28 protein-coding genes and 1 pseudogene are annotated in these 26,128 nt (G+C 72.4%); 14 read left to right on the forward strand and 15 right to left on the reverse strand.

The window, feature by feature from the left end:
• Window positions 1–133: 133 nt before the first annotated feature.
• Window positions 134–1,186, forward strand: coding sequence for a hypothetical protein (locus PV419_RS14265; RefSeq protein ID WP_319688562.1), 1,053 nt, complete (start codon window positions 134–136; stop codon window positions 1,184–1,186).
• A gap of 22 nt (window positions 1,187–1,208) precedes the next feature.
• Here PV419_RS14265 and PV419_RS14270 read toward each other — a convergent pair whose 3' ends face one another.
• Window positions 1,209–1,841, reverse strand: coding sequence for a response regulator transcription factor (locus tag PV419_RS14270; RefSeq protein WP_319689069.1), 633 nt, complete (start codon window positions 1,839–1,841; stop codon window positions 1,209–1,211).
• 5 nt (window positions 1,842–1,846) lie between these two features.
• Window positions 1,847–3,037 carry a sensor histidine kinase gene (locus tag PV419_RS14275; protein WP_319688564.1) on the reverse strand — a complete coding sequence of 397 codons (1,191 nt, stop codon included), beginning with the start codon at window positions 3,035–3,037 and terminating at the stop codon, window positions 1,847–1,849.
• Between the two features lie 110 nt (window positions 3,038–3,147).
• Between PV419_RS14275 and PV419_RS14280 the strand changes: the two genes are divergently transcribed.
• Window positions 3,148–3,909: an ABC transporter ATP-binding protein gene (locus tag PV419_RS14280; RefSeq protein ID WP_319688566.1), complete on the forward strand. Its 762-nt coding sequence runs from the start codon at window positions 3,148–3,150 to the stop codon at window positions 3,907–3,909.
• 23 nt (window positions 3,910–3,932) lie between these two features.
• Window positions 3,933–6,407 carry an FtsX-like permease family protein gene (locus PV419_RS14285; RefSeq protein ID WP_319688568.1) on the forward strand — a complete coding sequence of 825 codons (2,475 nt, stop codon included), beginning with the start codon at window positions 3,933–3,935 and terminating at the stop codon, window positions 6,405–6,407.
• Between the two features lie 26 nt (window positions 6,408–6,433).
• Here the strand turns inward: PV419_RS14285 and PV419_RS14290 are convergent, their stop codons facing one another.
• Window positions 6,434–7,003, reverse strand: coding sequence for a TetR/AcrR family transcriptional regulator (locus tag PV419_RS14290; RefSeq protein WP_319688570.1), 570 nt, complete (start codon window positions 7,001–7,003; stop codon window positions 6,434–6,436).
• Between the two features lie 71 nt (window positions 7,004–7,074).
• On the opposite strand from PV419_RS14290, the gene PV419_RS14295 reads away from it, so the two are divergent.
• Window positions 7,075–7,566: an FBP domain-containing protein gene (locus tag PV419_RS14295; RefSeq protein ID WP_319688572.1), complete on the forward strand. Its 492-nt coding sequence runs from the start codon at window positions 7,075–7,077 to the stop codon at window positions 7,564–7,566.
• 148 nt (window positions 7,567–7,714) lie between these two features.
• On the forward strand, window positions 7,715–8,326 hold the full coding sequence (locus PV419_RS14300) for a DUF3558 family protein (RefSeq protein ID WP_319689071.1): 612 nt from the start codon (window positions 7,715–7,717) through the stop codon (window positions 8,324–8,326).
• Between the two features lie 482 nt (window positions 8,327–8,808).
• Here the strand turns inward: PV419_RS14300 and PV419_RS14305 are convergent, their stop codons facing one another.
• The 3 genes and pseudogenes from PV419_RS14305 to PV419_RS14315 all read right to left on the reverse strand — a co-directional run.
• Entirely contained in the window at window positions 8,809–8,991 is a 183-nt protein-coding gene (locus PV419_RS14305; protein WP_319688574.1) for a hypothetical protein, read from the reverse strand.
• Between the two features lie 121 nt (window positions 8,992–9,112).
• Complete coding sequence (locus tag PV419_RS14310; protein ID WP_319688576.1) at window positions 9,113–9,322, reverse strand: DUF397 domain-containing protein; 210 nt, start codon at window positions 9,320–9,322, stop codon at window positions 9,113–9,115.
• Window positions 9,319–9,645, reverse strand: a pseudogene (locus tag PV419_RS14315) (Scr1 family TA system antitoxin-like transcriptional regulator); the annotation flags it as partial. The gene PV419_RS14310 and the pseudogene PV419_RS14315, both read right to left, overlap by 4 nt.
• Before the next feature lie 223 nt (window positions 9,646–9,868).
• Here PV419_RS14315 and PV419_RS14320 point away from each other — a divergent pair.
• Window positions 9,869–10,174 carry a hypothetical protein gene (locus PV419_RS14320; protein ID WP_319688578.1) on the forward strand — a complete coding sequence of 102 codons (306 nt, stop codon included), beginning with the start codon at window positions 9,869–9,871 and terminating at the stop codon, window positions 10,172–10,174.
• A gap of 94 nt (window positions 10,175–10,268) precedes the next feature.
• On the forward strand, window positions 10,269–10,559 hold the full coding sequence (locus PV419_RS14325; RefSeq protein WP_319688580.1) for a hypothetical protein: 291 nt from the start codon (window positions 10,269–10,271) through the stop codon (window positions 10,557–10,559).
• Window positions 10,560–10,885: 326 nt separating this feature from the next.
• Here PV419_RS14325 and PV419_RS14330 read toward each other — a convergent pair whose 3' ends face one another.
• Entirely contained in the window at window positions 10,886–11,734 is an 849-nt protein-coding gene (locus PV419_RS14330; RefSeq protein WP_319688581.1) for an aldo/keto reductase, read from the reverse strand.
• A gap of 79 nt (window positions 11,735–11,813) precedes the next feature.
• Window positions 11,814–12,884 carry a cation diffusion facilitator family transporter gene (locus PV419_RS14335; protein ID WP_319688584.1) on the reverse strand — a complete coding sequence of 357 codons (1,071 nt, stop codon included), beginning with the start codon at window positions 12,882–12,884 and terminating at the stop codon, window positions 11,814–11,816.
• A gap of 84 nt (window positions 12,885–12,968) precedes the next feature.
• Between PV419_RS14335 and PV419_RS14340 the strand changes: the two genes are divergently transcribed.
• The 6 genes from PV419_RS14340 (at window position 12,969) to PV419_RS14365 (ending at window position 16,511) form a co-directional block, all read left to right on the forward strand.
• Complete coding sequence (locus PV419_RS14340; RefSeq protein ID WP_319688586.1) at window positions 12,969–13,328, forward strand: metalloregulator ArsR/SmtB family transcription factor; 360 nt, start codon at window positions 12,969–12,971, stop codon at window positions 13,326–13,328.
• A 26-nt stretch (window positions 13,329–13,354) separates the two neighbouring features.
• Window positions 13,355–13,759 (forward strand): DUF6153 family protein, encoded by a 405-nt coding sequence (locus PV419_RS14345; protein WP_319688588.1) that lies wholly within the window; start codon window positions 13,355–13,357, stop codon window positions 13,757–13,759.
• A gap of 98 nt (window positions 13,760–13,857) precedes the next feature.
• Window positions 13,858–14,493: a DUF305 domain-containing protein gene (locus PV419_RS14350; RefSeq protein WP_319688590.1), complete on the forward strand. Its 636-nt coding sequence runs from the start codon at window positions 13,858–13,860 to the stop codon at window positions 14,491–14,493.
• A gap of 116 nt (window positions 14,494–14,609) precedes the next feature.
• Window positions 14,610–15,056: a hypothetical protein gene (locus PV419_RS14355; RefSeq protein ID WP_319688591.1), complete on the forward strand. Its 447-nt coding sequence runs from the start codon at window positions 14,610–14,612 to the stop codon at window positions 15,054–15,056.
• Between the two features lie 61 nt (window positions 15,057–15,117).
• Window positions 15,118–15,786: a DUF3105 domain-containing protein gene (locus PV419_RS14360; protein ID WP_319688593.1), complete on the forward strand. Its 669-nt coding sequence runs from the start codon at window positions 15,118–15,120 to the stop codon at window positions 15,784–15,786.
• Complete coding sequence (locus PV419_RS14365) at window positions 15,783–16,511, forward strand: DUF305 domain-containing protein (RefSeq protein WP_319688595.1); 729 nt, start codon at window positions 15,783–15,785, stop codon at window positions 16,509–16,511. The genes PV419_RS14360 and PV419_RS14365 overlap by 4 nt, the downstream gene beginning before the upstream one ends.
• A 125-nt stretch (window positions 16,512–16,636) precedes the next feature.
• Here PV419_RS14365 and PV419_RS14370 read toward each other — a convergent pair whose 3' ends face one another.
• The 6 genes from PV419_RS14370 to PV419_RS14395 form a co-directional block, all read right to left on the reverse strand.
• Window positions 16,637–17,905 carry a cytochrome P450 gene (locus PV419_RS14370; RefSeq protein WP_319688597.1) on the reverse strand — a complete coding sequence of 423 codons (1,269 nt, stop codon included), beginning with the start codon at window positions 17,903–17,905 and terminating at the stop codon, window positions 16,637–16,639.
• The gene (locus PV419_RS14375; RefSeq protein ID WP_319688598.1) at window positions 17,902–18,531 is read right to left on the reverse strand and encodes a GTP-binding protein; all 630 of its coding nucleotides are present in this window, start codon (window positions 18,529–18,531) and stop codon (window positions 17,902–17,904) included. Before PV419_RS14375 ends, PV419_RS14370 begins: the two co-directional genes overlap by 4 nt.
• Complete coding sequence (locus tag PV419_RS14380; protein ID WP_319688600.1) at window positions 18,512–18,871, reverse strand: DUF742 domain-containing protein; 360 nt, start codon at window positions 18,869–18,871, stop codon at window positions 18,512–18,514. Before PV419_RS14380 ends, PV419_RS14375 begins: the two co-directional genes overlap by 20 nt.
• The gene (locus PV419_RS14385) at window positions 18,868–19,293 is read right to left on the reverse strand and encodes a roadblock/LC7 domain-containing protein (RefSeq protein WP_319688602.1); all 426 of its coding nucleotides are present in this window, start codon (window positions 19,291–19,293) and stop codon (window positions 18,868–18,870) included. The genes PV419_RS14380 and PV419_RS14385 overlap by 4 nt, the downstream gene beginning before the upstream one ends.
• 14 nt (window positions 19,294–19,307) lie before the next feature.
• Window positions 19,308–20,894, reverse strand: a complete 1,587-nt coding sequence (locus PV419_RS14390; protein WP_319688604.1) for a sensor histidine kinase — start codon at window positions 20,892–20,894, stop codon at window positions 19,308–19,310.
• Window positions 20,895–21,318: 424 nt separating this feature from the next.
• Entirely contained in the window at window positions 21,319–24,084 is a 2,766-nt protein-coding gene (locus PV419_RS14395; protein ID WP_415925302.1) for a SpoIIE family protein phosphatase, read from the reverse strand.
• 163 nt (window positions 24,085–24,247) lie between these two features.
• On the opposite strand from PV419_RS14395, the gene PV419_RS14400 reads away from it, so the two are divergent.
• A complete protein-coding gene (locus tag PV419_RS14400) occupies window positions 24,248–24,745 on the forward strand; it encodes a hypothetical protein (protein ID WP_319688605.1) in 498 nt (165 codons plus the stop codon).
• On the opposite strand, the gene PV419_RS14405 is transcribed toward PV419_RS14400, so the two are convergent.
• Window positions 24,732–25,925 carry a PP2C family protein-serine/threonine phosphatase gene (locus tag PV419_RS14405; RefSeq protein WP_415925303.1) on the reverse strand — a complete coding sequence of 398 codons (1,194 nt, stop codon included), beginning with the start codon at window positions 25,923–25,925 and terminating at the stop codon, window positions 24,732–24,734. The two genes, PV419_RS14400 and PV419_RS14405, sit on opposite strands and share 14 nt — an antisense overlap.
• Between the last annotated feature and the right edge of the window lie 203 nt (window positions 25,926–26,128).

Raw genomic sequence — 26,128 nt, forward strand, 5'->3', positions numbered from 1 at the left:
CGCGTACCACCCGCCCTGCTGACACCTTCCTGCCGACCCGCACCACGCCCGGAATCACGGGCCGCGTGGCCGGGAACCTTCCGACCGAAAGGAAACAATGAGTGAAATTCCAGGGAACGGACAGTCACCAGGCATGCGTCTCGGAGTGCTCGACATCGGTTCCCAGTCGGCCCACCTCGGCATCGCCGACCTCACGCCGGGCGGTCCCCCCGAACCGGTGACCTCGCTCAAACGGCCGGTGCGGCTGGCGGAGGCCACCGACCGGCAGGGGGTGATCGATGCGGAGGCCATCAAGCGGGTGGTCGCCGCGGTGACGGAGGCCGTCGCGGTCGCCGAGGCCCACGACGTGGAGACGCTGGTGCCGTTCGCCACCTCGGCGATCCGGGACGCCGCCAACCGGCCGACCGTGCTCGCCGAGGTCGAGGACGCGACCGGGGTCCGGCTGACGTTCATGACCGGCGAGGAGGAGGCGCGGCTCACCTACCTCGCGGCGCGCGGCTGGTACGGCTGGTCGGCCGGGGAGCTGCTGCTGCTCGACATCGGCGGCGGCTCCCTGGAGATCGCCTGCGGCAGCCACGCCGAGCCCGCCGTCGCGCTGTCCGTCCCGCTGGGGGCGGGCCGGCTGACCCGCCATCATCTGCCCGAGACCTGCCCGGTGAAGAAGCGGGACGTGAAGGCGTTGCGCCAGTTCGTACGGTCCGTCATCAGCGAGACGACCGAGGGGCTGCGCGACCGTCCGAAGCCGCGGACCCGCGTCGGCACCTCCCGGACCTTCGCCCAGCTGGCCCGGCTGACCGGCGCGCCGAAGGCCAAGGCCGGCCCGTATGCCGAACGCGTCCTGGACCGGGACCTGCTGACGGCCTGGGTGCCCCGGCTGGCCGCCAGGAACGACGCCGAGCGCGCCCGGCTGCGCGGCATCTCCGCCGCCCGCGCCCACCAGGCCCTGGCGGGCGCGGTCGTCGCGCAGGCCGCGATGGAGGTCCTGGGCATCGAGCAGCTGCGGATCTGCCCCTGGGCGCTGCGCGAGGGAATTCTGCTGGACCGGCTCCGGACGCTGGAGACGCGCCCCGCCCCGGCCCCCTCACGCGATGCCCCGGCCGCCCTCGCGAGCGCGTCCGTCATGGCTCTCCCGGCGGGCCGCGACGAGTACCGGCCCGGGCGGCTCCACACGGTTCCCTGGACCTGAACAGCGCCGGGCCGGCCCCGCCTCAGCCCCGCAGATACGCCAGCACCGCCAGCACCCTGCGGTGGTCGTCGGGGGCGGGCGGCAGATCCAGCTTGAGCAGGATGTTCGCGATGTGCTTGGCCACCGCGGCCTCGGTGACCACCAGGGCCCGGGCCACCGCGGAGTTGGAGCGGCCCTCGGCCATCAGCGCCAGGACCTCGCGCTCGCGCGGGGTGAGGCGGCGCAGCGGGTCCCGCCCGCGGGCCAGCAGCTGCCGCACCACCTCGGGGTCGATCACCGTGCCGCCGTCGGCCACCCGCGCCAGCGAGTCGGTGAACTCGGTGACGTCGCCGACCCGGTCCTTGAGCAGATAGCCGGTGCCCGCGCCGCGCCGGGCCGCCAGCAGCTCCTCGGCGAAGGTCTGCTCGACGTACTGGCTCAGCACCACAACGGCCAGGGACGGGCGCAGCGCCTGGAGTTCGCGCACCGCCCGCAGCCCCTCGTCGGTGAAGCCGGGCGGCATCCGCACATCAGCGATCACCAGGTCGGGTTCGTGCTCCAGAGCGGCCGCGACCAGCGAAGGACCGTCGCCGACGGCCGCCGGGACGCGGTGCCCGAACCGCTCCAGCAGGCTCACCAGGCCCTCGCGCAGCAGCACCGCGTCCTCCGCGATCACCACGCTCAGTCGCCGCACGGAATCTCCACTCGAAGCCGGGTCGGCCCGCCGACCGGGCTGGACAGCAGCATTCTGCCGTCCACGGCCGCGACCCGGTCGGCGAGCCCGGTCAGCCCGGTCCCGGCGGCCGGGTCCGCGCCCCCGCGCCCGTCGTCGCCCACCTCCAGCACCAGCACCCCGCCGCGCAGCCGCCCGCCGACCCGCAGCCGGGCCGCGCCGCTGTGCCGGGCCGCATTGGCCAGCGCCTCGCACACCGCGAAGTAGCCCGCGGCCTCCACGGCGGGCGGCAGCCGCCGCTCCAGGTCGATATCCATGTCCACCGGCACGGCCGAACGCGTCGCCACGTCCCGCACCGCCGCGGGCAGCCCCCGCTCGGTCAGCACCTGCGGATGCACCCCGCGGATCAGCTCGCGCAGCTCGACGAGCGCGTCCTTGGCCATCCGGTGCGCCTCCGCCACCTCGCGCGCCGCGCGCGATCCGGCGGGCAGGTCGAGCCCCGCCAGGCCCAGCTTCATGGTCAGCGCGACCAGGCGCTGCTGGGCCCCGTCGTGCAGATCCCGCTCGATGCGGCGCCGCTCCGCCTCGTACGCGTCCACCAGGCGCGCCCGGGACCGCCGCACCTCCGTCAGCTCCGCGTCGCCCAGGGCCAGTACGGCCAGCGACACGGCCGTCCGCGCCCCTGCCCAGGCGGCGATCGGATACGCGGCCACCGGCAGCAGCAGCGCGCCCGCGAGCGGGCCGCCGAGCCGCGCCCACGGCGGGGCCTCGGGCTGCAGCGGCGCGGCGAGCAGCGCGCCCGGAATCCCCAGCGACACCAGGACCACCGCCAGATCGACCCAGCCGAGCGCCAGCACGGACAGCGCGCCATGGCCGATCTCGCGCCAGGCGGCCGCGTCGCGGGGCAGCGGCGAGCGGGCCGGGCCGACCGTCATGTGGGGCGCCACCAGGCGCAGCCGCCGCCGCTCCCACGGGCGCGCCGCGACGGTGGCGCAGCCCAGCACGAGCAGCGCGCACACCACGGCCGTCGCCGCGCCGATCCGCGCCCAGGAGGCGGCCACGCCCGCCACCGCGAGCCCGCACACGACGCCCGGCAGCCCGCCCGCGAGCAGATAGCCGGCGGACCGCCAGGGCCAGGAGGAGCGGAGGAAACCGACGGGCCCGCGGGTCAGCGCTTCCAGGGGGTCTCGGGGGATCACGGCTCGACCGTAACCGCGCGGCGGGCCGCGCACAGTAGTGCCAGATGGAGTATCGGGACTAGCCCGGCCACCCGTGTGCCGCCCCGCCCCGCGCCGGTTCACTCGACGCCATGCCCACAACCACCACAACCACCCCCTCCGCCCACCCCGTCGAACTGCACGGTGTCTCCCGGCGGTACGGGACGGGGGAGCGCGCCGTCACCGCCCTCGACCAGGTCACGCTCGGCTTCGCCGAGGGCACCATGACCGCCGTGATGGGCCCCTCCGGCTCCGGCAAGTCCACGCTGCTGCACTGCGCGGCGGGGCTCGACCGGCCGACCGCGGGCCGCGTCGTCATCGGTGGCACGGAGACCGGGGAGCTGGACGAGACGGCCCTGACCCTGCTGCGCCGGGAGCGGATCGGCTTCGTCTTCCAGTCCTTCAACCTGGTCTCCGCCCTGACCGCCGAGCAGAACGTGGCCCTCCCGCTGCGCCTGGCGGGCCACCGCCCCGACCCCGCGCAGGTGGCCGCCGCGCTCGCCGAGGTCGGCCTCGCCGACCGCGCCGGACACCGCCCGGACCGGCTCTCCGGCGGCCAGCAGCAGCGCGTGGCGGTCGCCCGGGCGCTGATCACCCGGCCCGCGGTGCTCTTCGCCGACGAGCCGACCGGCGCGCTGGACATCACCACCTCGCGCGCCGTACTCGGCCTGCTGCGCGGCCTGGTCGACCGCCACCGGCAGACCGTGGTCATGGTCACCCACGACCCGGCCGCGGCCGCGTGGGCCGACCGGGTCGTCTTCCTGGCCGACGGGCGGGTCGCCGACGAGATCGCGGACCGGCCCGGGGCGGCGGCCATCGCCGCGCGGATGTCGGTGCTGGAGGCGGCGGCATGAGGGCCGGAAAAAGGAGGGCCGGCATGCTCGGCCTGGCCGTCGCCACCGTACGGGCGCGCCGTACGGCCTTCGCGGGCTCGTTCACCGCCCTGTGCCTGGGCGTCGCGATCCTCACCATGAGCGCGCTGATCCTGCTGTCGGGGGACGGCGGGGTGCCCGGCCGGTACGCGGGCGCCCCCGTGCTCGTCCAAAGCGCTCAGGGCACCGGCCCCGACGGGGTGTTCCTGGAGCGGGCCCCCTGGTCCGCCCGGCAGACGAAGGAGCTGAGCCGGGCGCTGGACGCCGTGCCCGGGGTGCGGCGTGCCGTGCCCGACCAGTCCTTCTACGCCCAGGCGGTCGTGGGCGGGGAGCCGGTGGGCCGACAGCGGAAGGGCGACCGGCTGGGCCACGGCTGGTCCGGCGCGGCCCTCGCCCCGTACCGGCTCACCGCCGGCCGTGCCCCGCACCGGCCCGACGAGGTGGCCCTCGACCGCGCCCTGGGGGCCCGGCCGGGCGAGCGGATCACGCTGCTGACCGCGGCCGGGACGGGACGGTTCACCGTCTCGGGCACGGTCGACGGGCCCGGCTACTACCTGACCGACGAGCGCGCGGCCGCGCTGTCCGGCGGGGTGCGGGTCATCGGGCTGCTGACCGAGGAAGGCGCGGACCCCAGCGCGGTCGCGACGGCGGCCCGCTCGGCGGTCCGCTCGGTGGCGCACTCGGTGGCCAGGGGCGCGGGCACGGTGCTCGCCGGCGCCGCGCGGAGCGAACTGGCCCCCGTACGGGACGCCAAGACGCGCTGGATCGGCGGCCAGGTGCTGACCGCCATGGGCGCGCTGTCCGCCTTCGCGACGGTCTTCGTCGTCGCCTCGACGTTCGCCTTCAGCGTGGCCGGGGGCCGCCGCGAACTCGGTCTGCTGCGCGCGGTCGGCGCCACCGGACGCCAGCTGCGCCGCCTGCTGTACGGGCAGGCGCTCGCCGTCGGCGCGGTCGGCGCCGCGGCCGGGGCCCTGCTCGGCGCGGCACTGGCCCCCGCTCTGGGCGACGTGCTCACCGACGCGGGCTTCCTGCCGCCCGGCTTCGCGGTCCGCCGCCAGGCGTGGGTGCTCGCGGCGACGTTCGCCGCCGGTCTGGCCGTCGCGCTGGCCGCCGTATGGTCCGCCTCCCGCCGGGCCGCCCGCACCGGCCCGCTGGAGGCGCTGCGCGAGGCCGCCGCGGACGACCGCCCGATGACCCGCGCCCGCGCGCTGACCGGGATCGCCTTCACCGCCCTGGGCTGCGCGGCCGCGGTCGGGTCGGCCTTCGCAGACCCGACCGACATGACAACCCTCGCCCTGTGCACGGCCGTCGGCCTGATCACCGGCGTGACCCTGCTCGTCCCCGCGGTGGTCCCCCCGCTCGTACGCGCCGTCTCCCGGCCGCTCGCCCGCCGCCGTGGCGCGGGCGGCATGCTGGTGCGCGAGGGCATGCTGGCGGCGGTGCGGCGTACGGCGTCGACGACCGCTCCGGTGCTGGCCACCGTCGGCTTCGTCGTCCTGATCACCGGCAACACCCAGACCTCCGTGCACTCCTACGCCACCCGCGACACCGTCTCCGTACGGGCCCAGGCCGCCGTCGTCGCCCGCGGCGGCACCCCGGGGCTGTCCGACGCCGCCGCCGAATCCGTCCCGGGGACGGGGCTGCTGGCCACGACCGTCTACGGGGGCGCGGCCAAAACCCCTCTGGAGGCCGCGGGCATCGACCCCGCCGCCTTCGCCGACGTCCACCACCGGCTGCGGGCCGTCTCCGGATCGCTCGCCCGGCTGCGCGGCCCCGGGACCATGGCCGTGACCGAGTCGGCGCTGGCCACGCTGGGCGGAGAGACCGCCGTCGAGGTCACCTTCGAGGACGGCAGCACCGAGAGGCTACGGATCGTGGCGGTCCTCTCCGACCGTACGGCCCCCACCCCGTACACCGCGCTGCTCCCCCGGGCCACGGTCCGCTCCCACGACCCCACCGCCCTCACCGACGTCGTCCACCGCACCGGCCCGGCCGCGTCGCCCGCCGCGCTGCGGCGGCTCGGCGCCGAGGAGATGAGCGTGGCCGCGTACGCGGACCGCGCGGACGCCGAGGAGGACCGCCTGGTCGAGGTCTTCACCCTGCTGCTGGTCGCCATGTCGGCGGGCTGCACGGGCATCGCCGTCGCCAACACCCTCCTGATGTCCACCGCCGACCGGCTGCGCGACCTGCGCCTGCTGCGCCTGTCCGGCGCGACGACCCGCCAAGTCCTGGGGACCGTCGCGGCGGAGACCACCTTCGTGGTCGCCCTCGGCTCCGTCCTCGGCGCCCTGACCGCGCTCCCCTCCCTGCTCGGCATCCGCGCCGGCCTCAGCGGCAGCCTCGGCGCCCCGGTCTCGCTGGTCGTGCCCGCCGCGCCCGTCGCGGGGGCGGTCGCGGGCTGCCTGGTGCTGGCGCTCGCGGCGAGCGTGCTGCCCGCGCGGGCGGCGCTTCCCAAGGCGACGCGGGTGGGGGCCGGTTGAGCCCTGGGCCTTGAGGCCTGAGGCGGTCAGGGCGCGGGCCAGTTCCGCAGCAGGGCGTCGAGCGCGTCCACGATCCGCGCCCAGCTCTCCTCCGTGTCGGGGGCGCTGTGGCTGAACCCGCCGCCCATCTCCAGGCTGACGTACCCGTGGAAGACGCTGCCCAGGAGCCGGACCGCGTGCGTCTGGTCCGGCTCCGGCAGGTCGTAGCCGCGCAGGATCGCCCGCGTCATCTGCGCGTGCCTGCCACCCGCGCTGGCGGCCGCCGTCTGCGGATCGAGCCTGAGCTGGGCCGCGGCGTAGCGGCCGGGGTGCTCCCGGGCATAGTCGCGGTAGACGTCGGCGAAGGCGGCCAGGGCGTCCTTGCCGGCCCGCCCGGCCAGAGCGGAGGCGCCCCGGTCGGCGAGTTCTTCCAGGGCGAGCAGGACGATCCTGGTCTTGAGGTCCTGGGAGCTCTTCAGGCGCGAGTACAGGCTCGCGACCTTGACGTCGAGGCGCCTGGCGAGCTCCGAGACGGTCACCTGGTCGAACCCGACCTCGTCGGCCAGCTCCGCCCCCGCCCGGGTCAGGCGCTCCATGGTCAGTCCTGCATTTGCCATACCCTTCCCCTCATTTGACAGAACACATTATTGATTTGCCTAGGAGTATTAGGCAAATTAGCTTGGCTCTCATGAAGCCACTGACCGAGCAAGAGATCCGTGCCGCGTTCGTGAACTGCACCAAGGGCGAGGCGAAGCGCCTCTCCATCCCGCGCGACCTGGGCGACCGGCCCTGGGACGACCTGGACTTCCTCGGCTGGCGAGACCCTCAGTCCCCCGAGCGCGCCTACCTCGTCACCACCCTGGACGGCCGCCCGAAAGCCCTCCAGCTGCGCTGCCCCAGCCCCGCCTCCTGGCAGATCCGGCGCGGCATGTGCTCGGTGTGCCTGACCTCCCACACGGGCGGCGTCTCCCTGATGGTCGCGCCGAAGGCCCGGCAGGCCGGGCAGCAGGGCAACTCGGTCGGCACCTACATGTGCAGCGACCTCGCCTGCTCGCTGTACGTGCGCGGCAAGAAGAGCGCGGGCGCCGACGGACGGATCCAGGAGTCACTCACCCTGGAGGAGAAGATCGCGCGGACCGTGGCGAACGTGGCCGCGTTCTTCGCGAAGGTGACCGGTTGACCACACGGATCCAAGCCTGCGGAAAGTCTGCGGCGTGCTTCGAGGTGGGGTTGGCCAAGCGGCGGCCTGCGCCGGCGTTGCGATGCCGATCCGGCCCGAACAGCCACCGCCGGGACCGGTCCCGGCACAGCGCCACTACCGTCCCGATATGCTGCGATTCGATCCCGATCAGCGCGCCCGGGGCGGGCGTTCCCGCCGAACAGGCGGCCTTGTGCTCGCACTTGCCGTGAGCCTGCTCAGCGCCGGATGTTCGAGTGGGCAGGGCGCGTCGCAGCCATCGTCCCCCCGTCCGACATCCTCGTCCTCACCCCCCGCCTCACCCCCCGCCTCCGCCTCGCCCTCAGCCGCACCGCAGCCGAGCAGGTACACCCAGGCTCAGTTGGCGGCGCGGCCGTGCCGCGCTCTCGACGGGCGCGACCTCGCCGCCCTCAGAATCAGCGGCAAGGGGAAACAGGAATCCGGCAAGAACGGGACGTCGTGCGCGTGGAAGTTGGCAGGCCAGAACGTCAGCCTCGCACTGGATCTACCACTGTCCTACGCGAAGACCATGACCAAGAACGGGCGCGTCACGCAGGTGCCGGTGGGGCAGCACCAGGCAGTGCAGTCCGAATTCCAGGGGATCTGCTTCATCTTCGTCGCCCTGCACGACACACACCACTTGGTCGGCACCACGACCATTCCGGACCGCGGCGTAGCGCAGGATGGAACGTGTCCCGCGGGGGCGTCGGTCGCCGCCGCAGCCCTGACCCACCTGCGTTGACGTCTCAGCCTGCGCGTGGTCTGTGCGTTGAGGCCGTTTCATCGGATACGGGACAATCAGGCTGGAAACGGGGTCAATAGCCCCCGCTGTGGAGTTCAGTGACAGTCGCGGCGGTGTCGAAGCTGAGTACAGGGTCGGGACGGCCGGACAGCAGTTATCCGCCAGAGGGCCATGTTGTGGCGCAGTTGGCCGACTGCGGTCAGATTCAGGGCCCATAGGGCCCCACATTCTGCCTCGTGGCGTTCGCGGTGCTCAGCCCCCGTGCGAGTCCCTGGGCCGCCGCCGCACGCTCCAGTGCCCCGCGCTCCCCCGAACCGCCTCTGCGCCGCAGTACGGCCAAGCACACCCCGACCGCGGCTGCGAGTACGACCACCATAGAAACAACGAAGATCATGTGTCCCCCGCCTGGCTGGTGGAACCGTCCTGTGGTCCCTCGTTGATCTGTATTGTCGCCTACCGCCCGTTCGAAAACAGCCCGATCCTTACTTGGGCGCCGCAAACATGCCTTGGAGTTCATGTTCCGCCGCGTCCAGTACCTCGTGAAGCTCTTCCAACGAGCGAGTGAACGCGGTCGTCTCGTTGAGGCGGTTGGTGAATACCCGTTGCGCCGTGACGGTGGACGCCGTACCGCGCATGAACGCAGCACGTAAGTTCACTCGCGCCATCTGGTCTCCTCAAGCATGGTCCCGAAACAGGGCGCGCGGTCGCCACGTCACTCACGTGCCGACATGACGACGGCCCCCGGTGGCGGGGGCCGGTCGCTTCGATGGCTCGTTGCTGCGGTGGTCAGGCGGCGGGGAACTCCCCGCGCTTGACGGCCGACACGAACGACGACCAGGCACACGCCTCGAAGGTGAGCGCCGGGCCGTGCGGCTCCTTGCTGTCACGGACGGGGACCACGCCGCGCGAGGCGACGAGGTTGGCGGCGACCTCCACGCAAGCGCCACCGTTGTCGCTGTACGAGGACTTGAACCAACGGGGGGATTCCGTCGTCACGGGGTGCCCTTTCGCAGCTGGTTGATCATGGCCACAGACTCTGTCTGAGAGGGCGCTTCGGCCTGTAGCTGATGGTAGGCCGTCAGTATGGGCAGCACGAACCTGTTGTCCCGTTCGAGATGCCCCCGCTGGGCAGACTCGGCGTACGACATGAGCGAGCGGTCCGCCATCGTCAGGATGTAGAGCGGCAGATTGAACGGCCGACGAGTCCCCATCTCGAACGGGGCGACCTGGAGCACAGTGTTCGGCAGCCTGGCGAACTCGGCCAGCCGCGCCAACTGCGCGTCCATAACGGCAGGTTCCCCGATCGGCCGACGGAGACAGTGGAGCGGGGGCTGCAGTGAACCACGCGCCAGCCGCCAGCGCCGACACTTCCCCGGCCGAGACGACCACCCGGACGGACGCCGACGCATTCGCGGACACTGCCTACAAGGGCTCCCCCACAGGATGGTGGACACGGTACGGCGGGGCGCTGGACGCGCACTCCGGCGTCGTGTTCATCCCGCCGGGGGCCGATCTGCCACCGTGCCGGCTCCCGTGTGCCCGATGCCGCGCCAGGGGGAAGCGGTGAGCGGTGCGGGCTGGACCCGCATCCTGCCCCGTCTTGAGGTCGGCATGGTGGTCTACGACCGGCATTACGACATGCCCGCGACCATCACCGACTTCGATGGGCCGATGGTCTGCCTCACCCGCCCCACCGGCCTCACATGGCGATCGCACTGTGCCTCGGTGCGCCCCGCAACGGCGTACGAGCGGCGACAGCTACAGGCCATCGCACAGCTTCACGCCCAGCGCCAGCGAGGCATGGCCCCTGCCGGGGTGATCACCCGCCCTGACCGCCATTTGCGGTGAGTATGAGACGACGACACGCCGACGCCATGGCGTGTCGTCGTCTCATACTCACCGCAAAGTCACGACACAGAGCACTTAGCCGGAGTGATTCCCCATGGCAGATGGACCCTGGCACGCCACATGGACGTTCATCAGCACATCCGGCGTCACCACAGGAACAGTCGACCACGCACGGTACTTCGATATCCGCACGGCCATCTTCCAAGCCGCTGACAAGTCGCTGCGTGATCTGGCGCGCACTGAAACCGCCAAGAGAGCCGAGCCCTGGAAACTCCTCGTCGGAGCCCTGTACTCCGAAGCCATGCTTTCGGCCGACGAAACCGGCGCATGGCACTACGCGAGCCCGGACGGCTGGGCGAACGTGACGGTTCGCTTCACCCCGTAGCAGCCACAACCGCGCCCGGGAAACGTGCGGCCGGCCCTGGCGATCGTGTCCGAGGCAGACCGTGCCGGGGCCGGGTAGACCTACATCGGGCGGCGCCAGTGCGAGAGCGTTCGCCTGTGGCGGCCGTAGCGGCTCACCACACCAAAAGGCAATCTCGGCCGGCCCCGTCCAGTGTCGGCAACTGAGTGCCACCCCTTCCGGGTGGTCCTCCTTCAGGACGTCAACACCGTCGATCAGGGCCGCACCTCGGCCCAGGGATCCGCCGCCCAGTCGTCCGGAATCCTGTGCTGCGGAGTCAAGATGACTGTCTGGATGTCCAAGTTTGCCTAGGCCCGCGCCTGCTCAGCCGCCAGCCGGTCGAGGCGTTCGCGGTGTGACGAGGTCAGGGTGACACGGGTCGCGGCGAGGTTCTCCTCCAGGTGGTCGATCCGGGCGGTGCCGGGGATCGGGAGGATGACGGGCGAGTGGTCGAGGAGCCATGCGAGGGAGACCTGCGTGGGGGTGGCGCCGAGCTCGTCCGCGATGGTGGCGATCTCCGCCCTGGCCCCCAGCACCCCCGCCGCGACGGGCCGCCACGGCAGGAACGCGATCCCCGCCGCCTCGCAGGCCCTGAGCACCGGCTCGTATTCGCGGTCGAGCAGGTTGTAGCGGTTCTGCACGCTGACGACATCGACGATCTCCCGCGCCTGGCCGAGCTCGGCAACGGTGACCTCGGACAGCCCGAGCCGGCCGACCTTGCCCTCCAACTGGAGCTCCCGCAAGGTGCCGAGCTGGTCGGCGAGCGGTGTCTCCGGGTCGATGCGGTGCAGCTGGAGCAGTTCGATCCGCTCGACCCGGAGCCGGCGGAGGGCCTGCTCGACCTGGTCGCGCAGGATGGCCGGACGCCCGTCCAGCCGCCACTCGCCGCCGGGGCCCGTCCGCGCGACGCCGACCTTGGTGGTGATGAGCAGCCCGGCGGGGTACGGGTGCAGGGCCTCGGCAAGCAGTTCTTCGTTGGCTCCCCCGCCGTACAGATGGGCGGTGTCGATCAGCGTGACGCCCAGCTCGACGGCCCGTCGGGCGACCGCGATGGCGGCTTCGCGGTCGGCAGCGGGCTCGGTCGGCAGGTGCATGGCTCCGAAGCCGAGCCGCCGTACCGTCAGATCCCCGCCGATGTGGAAAGTGTCCGACGCCATCTGTTGTCTCCGCCCCCATCGCTCAACGAGGCCACGCTAACAGCTGCATTGGCCGTATGGGCTGTTGCCGTCGGTGCGCTCAGGCCGTCGCGTGGTGGGCCAGCCGGGCGTGGGGGTCCGGTGTGCCCGGGAGCGGGGTGGGGTCGGCGTGGATGAGGGCGGCGGTGAGGCGGGGGACCGCGTGGAGCAGGGCGTGCTCGGCCTCCACGGCGACCTGGTGGGCCTGGCGTACGGTCAGGTCTCCGCCGACCACCACCGCGACCTCCGCCCGCAGCCGGTGGCCGATCCAGCGCAGCCGCAGTTCGCCGATGCCGCGGACGCCCGGGACGGCCAGCAGGGCGCGTTCGGCGGCGTCGACCAGGGCCGGGTCGACAGCGTCCATGACGCGGCGGAAGACCTCGCGGGCGGCATCGCGCAGGACGAGCAGGATCGCGGCGGTGATGGCGAGGCCGACCAGCGGGTCGGCGAGGCGCCAGCCGAGTGCCGAGCCGCCCGCGCTGAGCAGCACGGCGAGGGAGGTGAGGGCGTCGGTACGGGCGTGCAGGCCGTCCGCGACGAGGGCGGCCGAGCCGATGGCGCGGCCGACGCGGATGCGGTAGCGGGCCACCCATTCGTTGCCGAGGAACCCGACCACGGCCGCGGCGGCGACGGCGGGCAGATGGTGGACGGCCTGAGGGTCCAGGAGACGGTCGGTGGCCGTCCAGGCGGCGAAGGCGGCGGAGGCGGCGATGGTGAGCACGATCGCGAGGCCCGCCAGGTCCTCGGCGCGCCCGTAGCCGTAGGTGAAGCGGCGGGTGGCGGCCCGGCGGCCGAGGACGAAGGCGACGCCGAGCGGCACGGCGGTCAGCGCGTCGGCGGCGTTGTGGACGGTGTCGCCCAGCAGCGCGACCGATCCGGAGGCCACCACGACCGCGGCCTGGACCAGGGCCGTCGCTCCGAGCACCGCGAACGACGTCCACAGCGCGCGCATGCCTTGCGCGGAGGACTCCAGCGCGCGGTCGGTCCGGTCGGCGGACTCGTGGGAGTGGGGTCGCAGCACATGCCCCGCACGGTGGCGCCACCGCGCCCAGGCGTTCGTACGGCCCTGGTGGTGGCTGTGGGGGTGGCCGTGGTCGTGGCGGTGCCCTTGGTCGTGGTGGTGGTCGGTCATAACAGGTCCTCCGACGCGGACGGTGGTGCGCAGCGGGGCACGGCGTGCCTGGACATGGGGATCGCCCAGCCCCATTATGTGCGTATGAGCGCACGCATGCACCTATCAGATGCGCACGGTTCGCACCCGCGAGTCCCGAGCGGCGAGCAACTGGCCCGCGCAGCCGAGGTGCTGGGCCTGCTCGCCGACCGGACCCGGCTCGCCCTGCTGCACACCCTGAGCGCGGGCGAGGCGGATGTCACCACGCTGACCGCCGCCTGCGGCGCCGCCCGCCCGGCCGTCAGCCAGCACCTGGCCAAGCTGCGCCTCGCGGGGCTCGTCGCCTCCCGCAAGGACGGCCGCCGCGTCGTCTACGCCCTGCAGGACGGGCATCTCGCCCGCCTGGTCGCCGAGGCCCTGAACCACGCGGACCACGAGCTCTCCGGTATCCCCCGCCACGACTGACCCATCCGCCCCCCTAGCATGGGCCCGTGCCGAGCCCTGCCGAGTGCCGTCCGTCGCCGCCCGCGTGGCGGTGGCGCGCGCTGCTCGTGCTCGGGCTTCTGGCCGGGCTGCTGGGCATGCACGCCCTCGGGCCCGCCGGCGGTCTGATGCCGGGCGCCCATGAGCACCCCGCCGCCATGACGACCGTCGTGACCGCCCCCGCCGCCCATAGCGGCTGCGACGGCGCGTGCGGCGGCTCGCATGCCCATCACGCCGATCCGACCTGCGCGTCGCCCGCGCTCGGCGGTGGGCCCACGCTGTCCGCGCCCCCCTCGACCCCCGTGGCCGACTGCGGCCATGACGTCGCGACGGCCCGGCCCGGTACGGCACCGTCCCCGGCCGACGGGCGCGCGCCGCCCACCCTGGCCGAACTCCAACTCCTGCGGATATAGGACACGCCCTCGCGCCGCCGACCCTCCCGATCCCGGGTGGGTCCGGCGCCGGTTCGGCATGTCCAGAAACACCCCAACACTTCCTCAGGAGTTCCACCATGCGTTCCCTCACCCGCCGTACGGCGCTCACCGCCGCGGCCGCCACGGCCGCTCTGTCCCTGACCCTGACCGCCTGCGGCAGCGACGACGGCGGCAGCGGCGGCCACTCCGGCCACGACTCGACGAAGACCAGCGCGAGCGCGAGCGCGTCCGCCCCGTCCGGCAGGCACAACAAGGCCGATGTGAGCTTCGCGCAGGGGATGATCCCCCACCACCGCCAGGCTGTGGAGATGGCCGGTCTGGCCGCCAGCCGGGCCTCCTCCAGCCAGGTCAAGAAGTTGGCCGCCGACATCAAGAAGGCGCAGGACCCCGAGATCCGTACGATGTCCGGGTGGCTCGAGGCCTGGGGCGAGGACGTCCCGGAGGCGATGCCCGGCATGGATCACTCCCAGCACGAGGGCATGCCCGGAATGATGAGCTCCAAGGACATGGAGGAGCTCAAGAAGGCGTCCGGCGCGGCCTTCGACACCGCGTTCCTTAAGCTGATGGTCCAGCACCACCAGGGCGCGGTGGAGATGGCCGGCACCGAGAAGCGGAAGGGTGCCTACGGCCCCGCCAAGACCATGGCCGACGACATCATCAAGACCCAGAGCGAGGAGATCACCGTGCTGAACAAGCTCCTCGGCAAGGGCTGAAGCGGGACAAAGCGAGGGGTGACCCACAGGCGCGTGAGCGATGGGCGAAGGACCGGCACCCCGCCGGGCCTTTGCCCATTCAGCCGCGGCAGGCCCAGTGGTTACGATCTGGCGCGATGAGTAGACAGCGCGACGCGAGCCGAATACCGGGCGGCACGGTGCGAGCCACCGTGCTCTCGGTGCTCCGCTGTGCCGTCCCGCTGCTCACCGTCGCGCTCTGGCTGGCGCCCTCGTTCCTCCACCCGGCCATGGAGCACGCGGCCGCCATGGACCACGCCTTTGCCACAGCGCACGCCTCCACCACGGCGCACGCCGTCGTCGCGGCGCAGGCCCCCGGGACGCCCGGGACACCCGGGGCGGACAGCGCGGGCGGCGCCGGCGACAACTGCGTGGCCGGCCCTCGGGGGGTGAGTCAGGGCGTGGTGCCCGCGCCCGTCCCCCCGCCCGCGCTCGCCGAGCTCCTCCCGCGCGACCGCCCGCACGACACGGATGCCACCCGGGCCCCGCCCGACCACGCCGTCCGCGCCCCCGGCCTCCACCAGCTCCAAGTGCTTCGCACCTAAGGCCGCCGGTATCCGGATCCGCACATCACTCATTCCTCCAGTGCAAGGACAAGGACAACCCATGGCTTCCAAGGGATCGAAGACGAAAAACGCGGCCGCCGCACGCCGCGAGAAGATCGAGGAGTTGCGCCGCGCCGAGCGGGCGCGCGACCGCCGCTACCGCGTCATCACGATCGTCTCGTGCACGGTGATCGTCATCGGGATGGTCGTCGGCGGCTACTTCATCATCGACGCCACCAAGGAGAAGGACGAGAAGGCCAAGGCGGTGACGATGACGACGGTCAAGACCGGGACCTTCAAGGGCATGAAGACCTGGAAGAACCTCGGCCGGACCCACGTCGAGGGCAAGGTCAAGTACGCGATGTCGCCGCCGGTCGGCGGCAACCACAACCAGGTCTGGCAGAACTGCAACGGCGACGTCTACGACCACGCGATAACCAACGAGAACGCGGTGCACGCCCTGGAGCACGGCGCCGTCTGGGTCACCTACACCGACAAGGCGCCGGCCAAGGACGTGACCGCCCTGGAGAAGCGCGTGAAGGCGACCCCGTACTCCCTGATGAGCCCCTACCAGGACCAGGACGCCCCGATACTGCTCAACGCATGGGGTCTCCAGCTGAAGGTCGACTCGGCGGACGACCCGCGCGTGGCGACGTTCTTCAAGGACTACGTGCAGGGCAAGCAGACCCCTGAAGAGGGCGCCGCGTGCACCGGAGGTAAGGCGGAATGACGGACACCGGCCAGGTGGCGGACACCGGCCGCGCGGGACGCCAGCCGCTGATCGCGGGCATATCCGCCGCGCTCGCCCTGCTGACGCTGGTGGCGGTGGGCGTCCTGTGGCTCACGGCGGACCGCTCGGACGGCACGACCGGGCCGTCGAAGCCCACCGACACCTCCGCGGAGGCGGGCTTCGCCCGGGACATGTCCATCCACCACCAGCAGGCGGTGGAGATGTCGTTCATCGTGCGCGACACCACCGACGACGAGGATGTGCGCCGCCTCGCGTACGACATCATCAACACCCAGGCCAACCAGCGCGGGATGATGCTCGGCTGGCTGAATCTGTGGGGGCTCTCCAAGACCTCGGAAGACCCCCCGATGACCTGGATGAAGGACCTGTCCTCGGACGAGTCCATGGACCACGGCTCGATGGGGTCCATGGGCGCGATGGACGGCACGTACAAGCCGCACGACGGGTCCCTCATGCCCGGCATGGCCACCAACACCCAGCTGGAGGCGTTGCGCAAGTCCAAGGGCCGGGCCGCCGAGGTGATGTATCTGCGGCTGATGATCGCCCATCACAAGGGCGGGATCGACATGGCCAAGGGGGCGGTCAAACTGGCCAAGGACCCGACCGTCAAGCGTCTGGCGCAGGGCATGGTCGACAGCCAGCAGTCGGAGATCCAGCTGATGAACGACATGCTCAAGGAGCGCGGCGCCAAGCCCGTGTCGTAACCCGCCCCTCGGGCGCCCCAGGGCACTCCTCCCAAGGCTGCCCCAGCCACCGCTGGGGGTGCCCCTCCTCCTCTCGGAGGGGCACCTTGGGCAGGAGCCGGGCGGGAGTGTTCAGTGGGAGGTGCTCAGCGGGAGGTGGGGGTGAACTCCACCGGGATGGCGGACACGCCGCGCATCATCAGCGCGGAGCGCCACTCCAGCTCTTCGGGGGCGACGGTCAGGGACACGTCCGGGAGCCGGTCGATCAGGACCTCGATCGCGGCCATGGCGATGGCCTCGGCGAGGTCGCGGGCGACCTGCGGGCAGCCGTGCGTGCCGTGACTGAACGCCATGTGGGCCTGGTTGCCGCCCGCGCCGGCCCGGAAGTCCGGCCGTACGTCGGGGTCGGCGTTGGCCGCGGCGAGGCTCAGCATCAGGCAGTCGCCCTTCCTGATGTGGCGTCCGGCGAGCATGGTGTCCTCAGCGGCCCAGCGGCCGACCCAGTTGGGGACCGGGGCGGCCTCCCAGAGCACCTCGTTGATCGCCTGGCCGACGCTGCGCCGCCCGCCTGACATGGTGACCGCGAACCGCTCGTCGGTGAGCATCAGCCGGAGCGCGTTGCCGATCAGGTCGGTGGTGGGCTGGTGGGCGGCGTAGACGTTGCCCAGCAGGTCGTTGATGATCTCGTCGTCGGTGAGGCCCGCCGGGTGGAACGCGAGGACGGTGGCGATGTTCGTCCGGTCCGGGTTCGCCCGGGACTGCTGCAGGAGCGCCACCATCCGGTCGACCATGTTCTGGTGCGCCTCCGGTCCACCGACCCCGCTGACCAGGTCGACCGTGACCCGCTGGAGTTCGTCGGACTCGGCCGGGCCCAGGCCGTACATCCGGTTCAGCACCCGGAGCGGGATCTGGCAGGCGTAGTCGGTGATCAGATCGGCGTGGCCACGGCCCGCGAAGGTGTCGATCAGGTTGTCCGCGACGCGCTCGCACAGCGCGCGCAGCTCGTACGGGTCCACGACCTCCATGCTGTCGATGATCGCCTCGGCCCGCCGCTCGTGCTCGGCGCCCTCGGTGAACAGCATGGTCGGCCGGTAGCCGACGAACGTCATCAGCTCCCAGTCCGGCGGGACCTTGTCCCAGGAGTGCCAGCGGCGCGAGTCGCGGGCGAAGGTGTTGGAGTCGGTGGTGACCCGGACCATCTCCCGGTAGCCGAGCACCATCCAGACGGGGATCTGGCCCTCGAGCAGGACGGGCAGGACGGGGCCGTGGTCGCGGCGGAGCTGCCGGTAGAGCTCGTCCTGGCTGTGCCGGAAGTGTGCGGCTTCCAGCGGCACGGCGTCCGGCTGCTCGGGCCACAGCGGCCCGGCGGGGGCGAAGGGGGCCTCGGATACGGGCGTGGGGTCCGGGGTGGTCACGCGGTGCTCTCCCGGGCGGCAGAGGAGGAGGTGGACATAGTGGAGAGGGAGTAGAGATGGCGCACGAGGGCGACCAGCACGGCCTTGCTGGAGTCGCGCTCCCGGGCGTCGCAGTCGATCAACGGGACATCGGGGGGCAGGTCGAGGGCCGAACGCACCTCTTCCAGGCTGTGCTTGGGCTCGCTGAAGTTGTTGCGTGCCACGATGAACGGCGTGCCGTGGTACTCGAGCCGGTCGATGGCGTACCAGGAGTCGGACAGCCGGTTGGTGTCCACCAGCACGACCGCGCCCAGGGTGCCCATGAACAGCCGGTCCCACAGGAACCAGAACCGCTCCTGGCCGGGGGCGCCGAACAGATAGAGCACCATCTGCTCATCCAGGCTGATGCGGCCGAAGTCGAAGGCGACGGTCGTGGTGGTCTTGCTCTCCACCTGCGACGCGTCGTCGATCCCCAGGCCCGCCTGGGTCATGGTTTCCTCGGTGCTCAGCGGGCGGATCTCGCTGACGGACCGGACCATGGTGGTCTTTCCGACCCCGAAGCCCCCGACAATCACGATCTTGAGGCCGTCGCGCGCGCTCTCGCTCAGGTGCTCGCGCACGGGGTGATCAGAGGTTCTGGAGTGCAACGAGCACCTTCTTCAACATCTCGGGCTCGGGCAGCCGCGTGCCGGGGCGGACCGCCTGAGGATGGCGAGCGGTGATCTTTCCGGTGTCGAGCAGGTCGCAGAGCAGGATCTTCACCACGCTGACCGGCAGCGCCAGGTACGAGGAGATCTCCACGACCGCCAGCGGACGGTGGCACATCCGCAGGATCTTGGCGTGCTCCGACTGCATGCCCGCGGTGGGCTCGCTCTCGCTGACGATGAGCGTGACCATGTCGAACACGCTCTCGTCCACCTTGCTGCGGCCACCGGTGACGGTGTACAGCCGGTCCGGATCCTCGCTGTCGACGGCCCCTCGGATCATGCTGTGACCCCGCCGCCATCGCTCACGCCCACGCGGGGCGCGGCGCGCAGATGGTCGCCGATCTGCTCGACCAGCTCGTTCATGTTGTGGCCGATGATGCCGACGTCGGCCTCGTCCTCCGCGATGACCGCGAGGTGGGCGCCCTCACCGGCCTCCACGATGAACAGGATCCCGCCGTGGAACTCCGTCATCGACTGCCGGACGCCGCCGCTCCCGTCGCCGAACTCGATGGACGCGCCGTGCGACAGGCTCTGGATCCCCGAGGCGATGGCCGCCAGTTGGTCGGCCTGGTCCAGGGACAGGCCGGAGGTGAGGCACAGCTTGAGACCGTCTCTGGAGAGCACCAAGGCGTGCCGGGCGCCGGGGGTCTTCTTCAGCAGGTTCTCCAGCAACCAGTCCAAGCTGCGATCTGTGGTGTTCATCGGGGTTCCTTCTGTCACGGCTGGTCGTTCTCGGGAGACGTCTCGGGGTTCGGACAGACTTCGGCCGCCTGGTCGTCGGCGCGCGGGGCGGACTCGGCCGCGGGCGGCGGGCAGGGGGAACCGCCGCGGGTGGCCTGACGGAAGGCGCCGAAGCGGGCGGCGTCGGGGCGGGGCTTGGCGGAGGGCGCCTTGGGCGCCTCGGCCGGGGTGGGCCGGCCGGCCGCGGCCAGGGTCTCGCCGCGGCGGCGCTTGGGCAGTCCGCCGGCCCCCTGGCCGTTCGGGCTCGGTGCGCCGGCGGCCTGGCCGTTCGGGCTCGGTGCGGCGGCGGCCGGAGCGGGCCGGGCGGGGGCGGCGGTCCGGGCGGAGGGGGCGCTGGAGACGGCGCCGGAGCGGCTCGCGCCCTGAGCGGGGGCCTGGGCGGGGGCCGGACGGGGCGCCGCGGTCCTGGCCGCGCGGCCCGAGGTGGTCGCGGCGTCCTGGCTCACATGGGTGATCAGCTGCTGCGGGATCAGGACGACCACGCCGGTGCCGCCGCGCGAGGAGGGCCGGAAGGAGACCGTCAGGTTGTGCTTACGGGCCAGCTGCCCCACGACCGCGAGCCCGAGCCGGGTTCCGGAGAGCGTCGTCAGGTCCAGGGTCTGGGAGGAGACGGCCTTCTCGGCGCGGGCCAGCGCGGCCGGGCCCATGACGAGCCCGCCGTCCTCGACCGTCACCACGACGCCGGTGTGCGTCTCCTGGACGTACACATGCACCTCCTCGGTGGGAGGCGAGAAGGTGGCGGCGTTGTCCATGAGTTCGGCGAGGGCGTGCATGACGCCCTCAGCGGCGTAACCGGCGACCGCGGCGGTGCTGGCCGAGTGGATCCGGACCCGCTGATAGGCGCTGATCCGGCCGACCGCGCCGCGCAGCACGCTCTCCATGACGATCGGCTTGGTCCAGCGGCGCCCGGAGCGGGCGCCGGTGAGGACGGCGATGCTGTCCGCGATCCGGCCTGCCTGCGCGGTGGTGTGATCGAGCTTCAGCAGGTCGCCGAGGACGGCCTCGTCGTGCCGGTTCTCCATCTCCCGCAGGTCGGCGAGCATGCTGGTGGCCAGCGCCTGCACGCGGCCGGCGGCGTTGGCGCAGGCCGCCATGGCGGAGGCACGCATGCGCTCACCGGTGGCCACCTCCCGCACCAGCGTCTTGAGGACCCGGTTGTGCGCCTGGCTGGCGGGGGAGGCCAGCGAGGAGAGCACGGTGTCCGCCGAGTCCCCTTCGCGCAGACTCCGCACCGCATGAGGAATCGTTGCATCGGCGAGTCTGGCGGCCTCGGCCTCCATCGCCGCCGTACGCCGCGCGGCGTCGGCCTCCACGGCCGCCACGCGCTCCTGGAGCCGCCGCACGGCCTGCGCGCGGGCCGCGGCGAACGCGGCGGCCACATACAGCAGGACGGCGACCACGCCGCAGAACACGCCGACGGACATCCGGTTGGCGGAGGGCACTTCGGCCGTCACCCAAGCCCCCACGCCGCCGACGACGACGGCGGCCAGCAGCGGTACGGCCAGGGCCTGCCGCGTCATGGAGAGCCCTTTGACGGGTTGGCTGGTTATATGTGCTGACATCTCTCAGGTCCTCAGGGGCGCGATCGAGGGTTGAGGGCGGTTTCGAGCCATGAGCGGCACATCGTAGTACCGCACACAGACTTTTGACCGGCCCGCTCGCCAATCGGACCTTGACATCTGGTCAGCACGTCGGGGCAAACCCCGAATGACCCCTGCGGCGGCCGCTGAACCCTCGTCAAACGCCGGGCATCAGAATGATCCGTTCCGGCCCGCACGTCCACCCACATGACGCGTTTTCTGTCGACGCTGGAGCGTCCAGCGTTGCCAGAATCAGGGTATGTCATCCACCGAACGTCGCGAACGCGAACGTGCGGGCTGAGGGGTCGCGCCTCCCCAGGCCGGCGGACGGAGTCCGGCGCAGCGCCCCGAAGCCCGTGAGGCCCCCTGGGGCCGATCGGTGCGAGGGGCGCACGGGGAGGGGGTGTCAGAGCAGCGCCAGCTCCGCCCAGATGACCTTGCCCTCGGCCGTATAGCGGGTGCCCCAGCGCTCCGCGAACTGCGCGACCAGGAACAGCCCGCGGCCCCCCTCGTCCGTCATCGCCGCGTACCGCAGATGCGGCGAGGTGCTGCTGGTGTCGGACACCTCGCAGATGAGATTGCGATCGCGTAGGAGTTGCACCCGGATCGGACCCGCGGCATAGCGGATCGCATTAGTGATCAGTTCGCTGAGTACCAGCTCCGCGGTGAAGGCCAGGTCCTCCAGGTCCCACTCCGCCAGCTGCCGGATGACCGCGGCCCGCACCTCGGCCACCGCCGCCGGGTCGCAGGGGACGTCCCAGCTCGCCACCCGGTCGGCTCCCACCACCCGGGTGCGGGCCACGATCAGCGCGATGTCGTCGGCGGGGCGTGCGGGCAGCACGGCGTCGAGCACATCCGCGCAGGTCTGGTCGGGTGTCCGGCCGGGGTGGGCGAGGGCGTCGCGCAGCAGGTCGAGCCCGACGTCGATCTCCCGGCTGCGGTCCTCGATGAGCCCGTCGGTGTACAGCACCAGCCGGCTGCCCTCGTCCAGGTTCAGCTCGGCCGTCTCGAAGGGCAGGCCGCCCAGGCCCAGCGGCGGCCCGGCCGGCAGATCGACGAACTCCACCGAGCCGTCCGGGGCGACCACCGCGGGCGGCGGATGTCCGGCCCGGGCCATCGCGCAGTGCCGGGACACCGGGTCGTAGACCGCGTACAGACAGGTGGCGCCGGTGATCCCCGCACCGCCGCCCTCGGCCCCCTCCAGGCCGCCGGCGGCGGCAGCGGCGGTGTCGTCGTCCTGGTCGATCCGGGCGACCAGGTCGTCCAGGTGGGAGAGGATCTCGTCGGGCGGCAGGTCGAGGGTGGAGAAGTTGTGCACGGCCGTACGCAGCCGCCCCATCGTGGCCGCGGCGTGCAGCCCGTGCCCGACCACATCACCCACCACCAGCGCCACCCGAGCCCCCGGCAGCGGAATCACATCGAACCAGTCACCCCCCACCCCCGACTCCGCCGGCAGATACCGGTACGCCACATCCAGCGCACTCTGCTCCGGCAGCACCTGCGGCAACAGACTGCGCTGCAACGTCACCGCCATCGTGTGCTCCCGCGTATACCGCCGGGCGTTGTCGACGCAGACGGCGGCGTGGGAGGCCAGCTCCTCGGCGAGGGAGATCTCGTCGTCCTCGAAGGGGCCGCTCTTCTCCATGCGCCAGAAGCTGACCATCCCCAGCATGACGCCCCGGGCCCGCAGCGGCACCGTCACGAGCGACCGGACGCCGTAGTCGATGGCCAGGCCGGTCTGTTCCGGGTCCTGGGCCCGCCATCCGCCGGCCTCCCTCAGGTCCGGCTCGACCGCCGCCCGCCCGCTGCCGAAGCCCCAGGCCTGCGGGGTGGAGGAGACGAATGAGAAACGGGTCCCCACCGGGTAGAAGGGGTGGTCGTCGCTGATGCCCCGGACCGCCGCGCGGCACATCTCGATGCCGCCCACCGCCAGCGGCTCCTCGCCGCGCAGCACGGGCCCCGCCAGGTCGACCGTGACGAAATCGGCGAACCGCCCCACCGCGACCTGGGCCAGCTCCTCGGTGGTCCGGCCGACGTCGAGCGTGGTGCCGATCTCCACGCTGGCGTCGTACAGCAGCTTGAGGTGCTTCTGCGCCACCTCCGCCCGCCCCGACAGGGCGCGCAGCTCGGTGGAGTCCCGCAGGGTCGCCACGCTGCCGGGCGGGCCGCCGTCCCGGTCCGTGGGGCGGTTGTTGACCGCCAGCAGCCGGTCCCCGGCCACCAGCACCTCGTCCGAGACCACCTGCCCCGACACCAGCGCCCGGGCCATCCGCGGCTCCAGGCCGAGCTCGGTGACGGCCCGGCCCTCCGGATACTCGGGCAGCTCCAGCAGGCGGCGCGCCTCGTCGTTGGCCAGCATCAGCCGGCCGTCGCCGTCGACGATCAGCACGCCTTCCCGTACGGAGTGCAGCACCGCGTCATGGTGCTCGTACATCCGGGTCATCTCGCCCGGGTCCAGGCCGTGGGTCTGCCGCCGCAGCCGGCTGCTGACCAGCGCGGTGCCGCCGGTGGCCAGGGCGAGCGAGGTGCCGGCCGCGCCGATGAGGAGCGGCACCTGGCGGTCGGCCAGGCCGCTCACCTCGCTGACCGTGATCCCCGTGGCCACCAGGCCGATGACCTTGCCCCGGCCGTCGGTGACGGGCACCACGGCGCGTACGGAGGGGCCGAGCGTGCCGGTGAAGGTCTCCGTGACGGTGCCGCCCTCCGCGGCGGCGCGGTAGCTCCCGAGGAAGTGCCGGCCGATCCGCGAGGTATCGGGATGGGTGTAGCGGGTCCCGTTCGTGTTCATGACCACGATGAAGTCGACCCCGGAGTCCTTGCGCGCCGCTTCGGCGCGCGACTGCAGGATCGCGGTCGGGTTGTGGGAGCGCAGCGCGGGTGCCATGCCCGGTGCGCCGGCGAAGGTCTCGGCGACGGCGAGCGACCGGCTGCGGGCCTCGTTGGTGGCGTCGTGCCTCACCTGCAGGACGAGCGCGATGGACGCGGCGGCGACCAGCAGCAGCACGATCGCCAGCTGCAGCAGAAAAACCTGGCCGGCGACGCTGAGCGCGCTCAGCCAGGAGCCAGGGCGCCGCCCCGCCGCCTCTGGGCGCTCACGCCGCCGACTCCGTGGGCGCCGACCGGGGAACATACGGGCAGCAGGCACCCACGATCGACCCTTAAACCGGGCCATACACCTACATCTACACCGCGGCTTCCCGGAAGGCGAGCCACCCCGCGTTCCGCGGGTGCCGACCTCGACGGCGTATGCAAACCTGAAAAAGGTGCAATTAGCTACAATTGCCGGAAATCGTCGGCCATTCGGCCGTCGGTCGGCAGGAACGAAGGAGCCCGCAATGGCCAGTCAGGTCGGTGGAGTTCAGCCACAAGCCGCCCCGGGTGTGCACCACCGGGCGGCGGTGAGCGGATGGATCGTTTTCGCGGCCGTCATGATGATCTTCGCGGGACTCATGGCCCTCAGCCAGGGGATCGCGGCCATACGCAACGACCAGGTGTTCGTGGTCACGGGTCACTACGCCTTCGCGTTCGACCTCACCGGGTGGGGATGGGTCCACGCGGTCGTCGGCGCCCTCGCCGTGATCGCCGGCGCGGCCCTGTTCACCGGTGCCATGTGGGCCCGGGTGACCGGTGTGGTGCTGGCGGGGCTGAGCCTGATCGCCAACTTCCTGTGGCTGCCCTACTACCCGGTCTGGGCCGTGACGCTGCTCATCCTGGACGCCCTCGTCATCTGGGCGCTGTGCGCGGGGATGGCCGAACGGCCGCAGGGACAGGCACAGGGACAGGCACAAACCCAGGGACAGCAGGGACAGGGCCCGCAGGTCACAGGCCGATGACCACCAGCGCCGTGTCGTCGGCGACGGTCCCGCCCGTGACGCCGAGGTCGGCCAGCAGCGCGTCGGCCAGGCGCTCGGGATCCAGCGCCCCGTGCCAAGCCAGGCTCCGGGCCAGCCGGTCGAGCCCCATGTCGATGTCCTCGCCCCGCCGCTCGATGAGCCCGTCGGTGTACAGGACCAGGGTGCCGCCCGGGGTGTACGGGAGGGTGGCCTGAGGTCGGTCCACATGCTCGGGGCGGGCGCCCAGCGGCGGGTCGGTGGCCTCGTCGAGCCGTACGACATCGCCCTCGGCCCGCAGCAGCAGCGGCGGCGGATGGCCGGCGCAGCTGTAACAGATGGTCCGCTCCGACCGGTCGATGACGGCCTGCACGGCGGTCGCGGCCAGCGCCCCCTCGACGGAGCGCGCGTACAGGCCGAGCGTCTCCAGCGCCTTGGCCGGCCCCCCGACGGCCTGGATCGCCGCGCTCAGCGCGCTGCGCAGCTGTCCCATCACACAGGCGGCCTCAAGGCCCTGGCCCACCACATCGCCCACCGCCGCCGCGATCCGGCCGTCGGCCAGCTCGATCACCTCGTACCAGTCGCCGCACACATTGAGCGAGCCGACGGCGGGCTGGTAGCGGACGCCCACGCGCAGATGCAGACCGGGGACGAGCGCGGGCAGCATGGCCTGCTGCAGAGCCAGCGCCGTCGCCCGCTCCCGGGCGTGCGCCTCCCGCAGCCGCTCGTTGAGCTCCTGCAGCTCGCGCGCCCGGGTGTGGAGGTCGGCGTCCATCTCCGCGGTGCGCGTGAGCGGCGCCCGCGCGCGCTCCCGGACGAAGTCCGTCACATCCTCCACGCGGTGGATGATCAGCTGGACCGAGCCGTCCGGGGCGAGGACCGGGATGTTGATCGGGCTCCAGTACCGCTCCTCGAATTGTTTCCCGCCCCCGCTCTCCCCGCCCGCGCCCGAGCCCTCGCGGACGGGGATGTCGTACTTCTGCAGCGCCATGCTGTCCCGCTCGCCGGTCGCCAGGACCCGTCTCAGGGAGGCGCCCAGATTGCGGGTCCCGGTGGCCTGCGGGTCCGCCGGATTGTCGGGGAAGGCGTCGAAGATATGGCGGCCGAGCAGGTCCTCGCGCCTGGTCCGGGTGGCGTTCAGATACGCCTCATTGACCGCGACGATCACCAGATCGGGACCCACCACCAGATTCGGACTCGGAGTGGCCTCGAAGAGAGTTTCGTAGTCGATCTGGTGTCCCGTGGCCTGCTCCCTGCTCGCGCCCTGCCGAGGGCCGCGACCTCGCACCCCTGGGTGAGCCGCTCGCTCAAGCCCAATGTAGACCGTCCGGCCGCGGGGAGCGCGGGGGAAGCAGGGGCACCGCACGCGGCCGGGGTGCGCGGGAG

Source organism: Streptomyces sp. ME19-01-6 (genome assembly GCF_033793745.1).
GTDB lineage: Bacteria > Actinomycetota > Actinomycetes > Streptomycetales > Streptomycetaceae > Streptomyces.

What these genes read in the sequence shown, in the direction of transcription:
- PV419_RS14300 (WP_319689071.1), top strand. Translation starts at nt 7,715, where the DNA reads ATGCTGCGATTCGATCCCGATCAGCGCGCCCGGGGCGGGCGTTCCCGC.
- PV419_RS14385 (WP_319688602.1), bottom strand. Translation starts at nt 19,293, where the DNA reads ATGAACACCACAGATCGCAGCTTGGACTGGTTGCTGGAGAACCTGCTG.
- PV419_RS14320 (WP_319688578.1), top strand. Translation starts at nt 9,869, where the DNA reads ATGCCGCGCCAGGGGGAAGCGGTGAGCGGTGCGGGCTGGACCCGCATC.
- PV419_RS14340 (WP_319688586.1), top strand. Translation starts at nt 12,969, where the DNA reads ATGAGCGCACGCATGCACCTATCAGATGCGCACGGTTCGCACCCGCGA.
- PV419_RS14325 (WP_319688580.1), top strand. Translation starts at nt 10,269, where the DNA reads ATGGCAGATGGACCCTGGCACGCCACATGGACGTTCATCAGCACATCC.
- PV419_RS14280 (WP_319688566.1), top strand. Translation starts at nt 3,148, where the DNA reads ATGCCCACAACCACCACAACCACCCCCTCCGCCCACCCCGTCGAACTG.
- PV419_RS14380 (WP_319688600.1), bottom strand. Translation starts at nt 18,871, where the DNA reads ATGATCCGAGGGGCCGTCGACAGCGAGGATCCGGACCGGCTGTACACC.
- PV419_RS14335 (WP_319688584.1), bottom strand. Translation starts at nt 12,884, where the DNA reads ATGACCGACCACCACCACGACCAAGGGCACCGCCACGACCACGGCCAC.
- PV419_RS14400 (WP_319688605.1), top strand. Translation starts at nt 24,248, where the DNA reads ATGGCCAGTCAGGTCGGTGGAGTTCAGCCACAAGCCGCCCCGGGTGTG.
- PV419_RS14295 (WP_319688572.1), top strand. Translation starts at nt 7,075, where the DNA reads ATGAAGCCACTGACCGAGCAAGAGATCCGTGCCGCGTTCGTGAACTGC.
- PV419_RS14360 (WP_319688593.1), top strand. Translation starts at nt 15,118, where the DNA reads ATGGCTTCCAAGGGATCGAAGACGAAAAACGCGGCCGCCGCACGCCGC.
- PV419_RS14290 (WP_319688570.1), bottom strand. Translation starts at nt 7,003, where the DNA reads ATGGCAAATGCAGGACTGACCATGGAGCGCCTGACCCGGGCGGGGGCG.
- PV419_RS14355 (WP_319688591.1), top strand. Translation starts at nt 14,610, where the DNA reads ATGAGTAGACAGCGCGACGCGAGCCGAATACCGGGCGGCACGGTGCGA.
- PV419_RS14395 (WP_415925302.1), bottom strand. Translation starts at nt 24,084, where the DNA reads ATGGCCCGGTTTAAGGGTCGATCGTGGGTGCCTGCTGCCCGTATGTTC.
- PV419_RS14330 (WP_319688581.1), bottom strand. Translation starts at nt 11,734, where the DNA reads ATGGCGTCGGACACTTTCCACATCGGCGGGGATCTGACGGTACGGCGG.
- PV419_RS14285 (WP_319688568.1), top strand. Translation starts at nt 3,933, where the DNA reads ATGCTCGGCCTGGCCGTCGCCACCGTACGGGCGCGCCGTACGGCCTTC.
- PV419_RS14365 (WP_319688595.1), top strand. Translation starts at nt 15,783, where the DNA reads ATGACGGACACCGGCCAGGTGGCGGACACCGGCCGCGCGGGACGCCAG.
- PV419_RS14350 (WP_319688590.1), top strand. Translation starts at nt 13,858, where the DNA reads ATGCGTTCCCTCACCCGCCGTACGGCGCTCACCGCCGCGGCCGCCACG.
- PV419_RS14305 (WP_319688574.1), bottom strand. Translation starts at nt 8,991, where the DNA reads ATGGCGCGAGTGAACTTACGTGCTGCGTTCATGCGCGGTACGGCGTCC.
- PV419_RS14265 (WP_319688562.1), top strand. Translation starts at nt 134, where the DNA reads ATGCGTCTCGGAGTGCTCGACATCGGTTCCCAGTCGGCCCACCTCGGC.
- PV419_RS14390 (WP_319688604.1), bottom strand. Translation starts at nt 20,894, where the DNA reads ATGTCAGCACATATAACCAGCCAACCCGTCAAAGGGCTCTCCATGACG.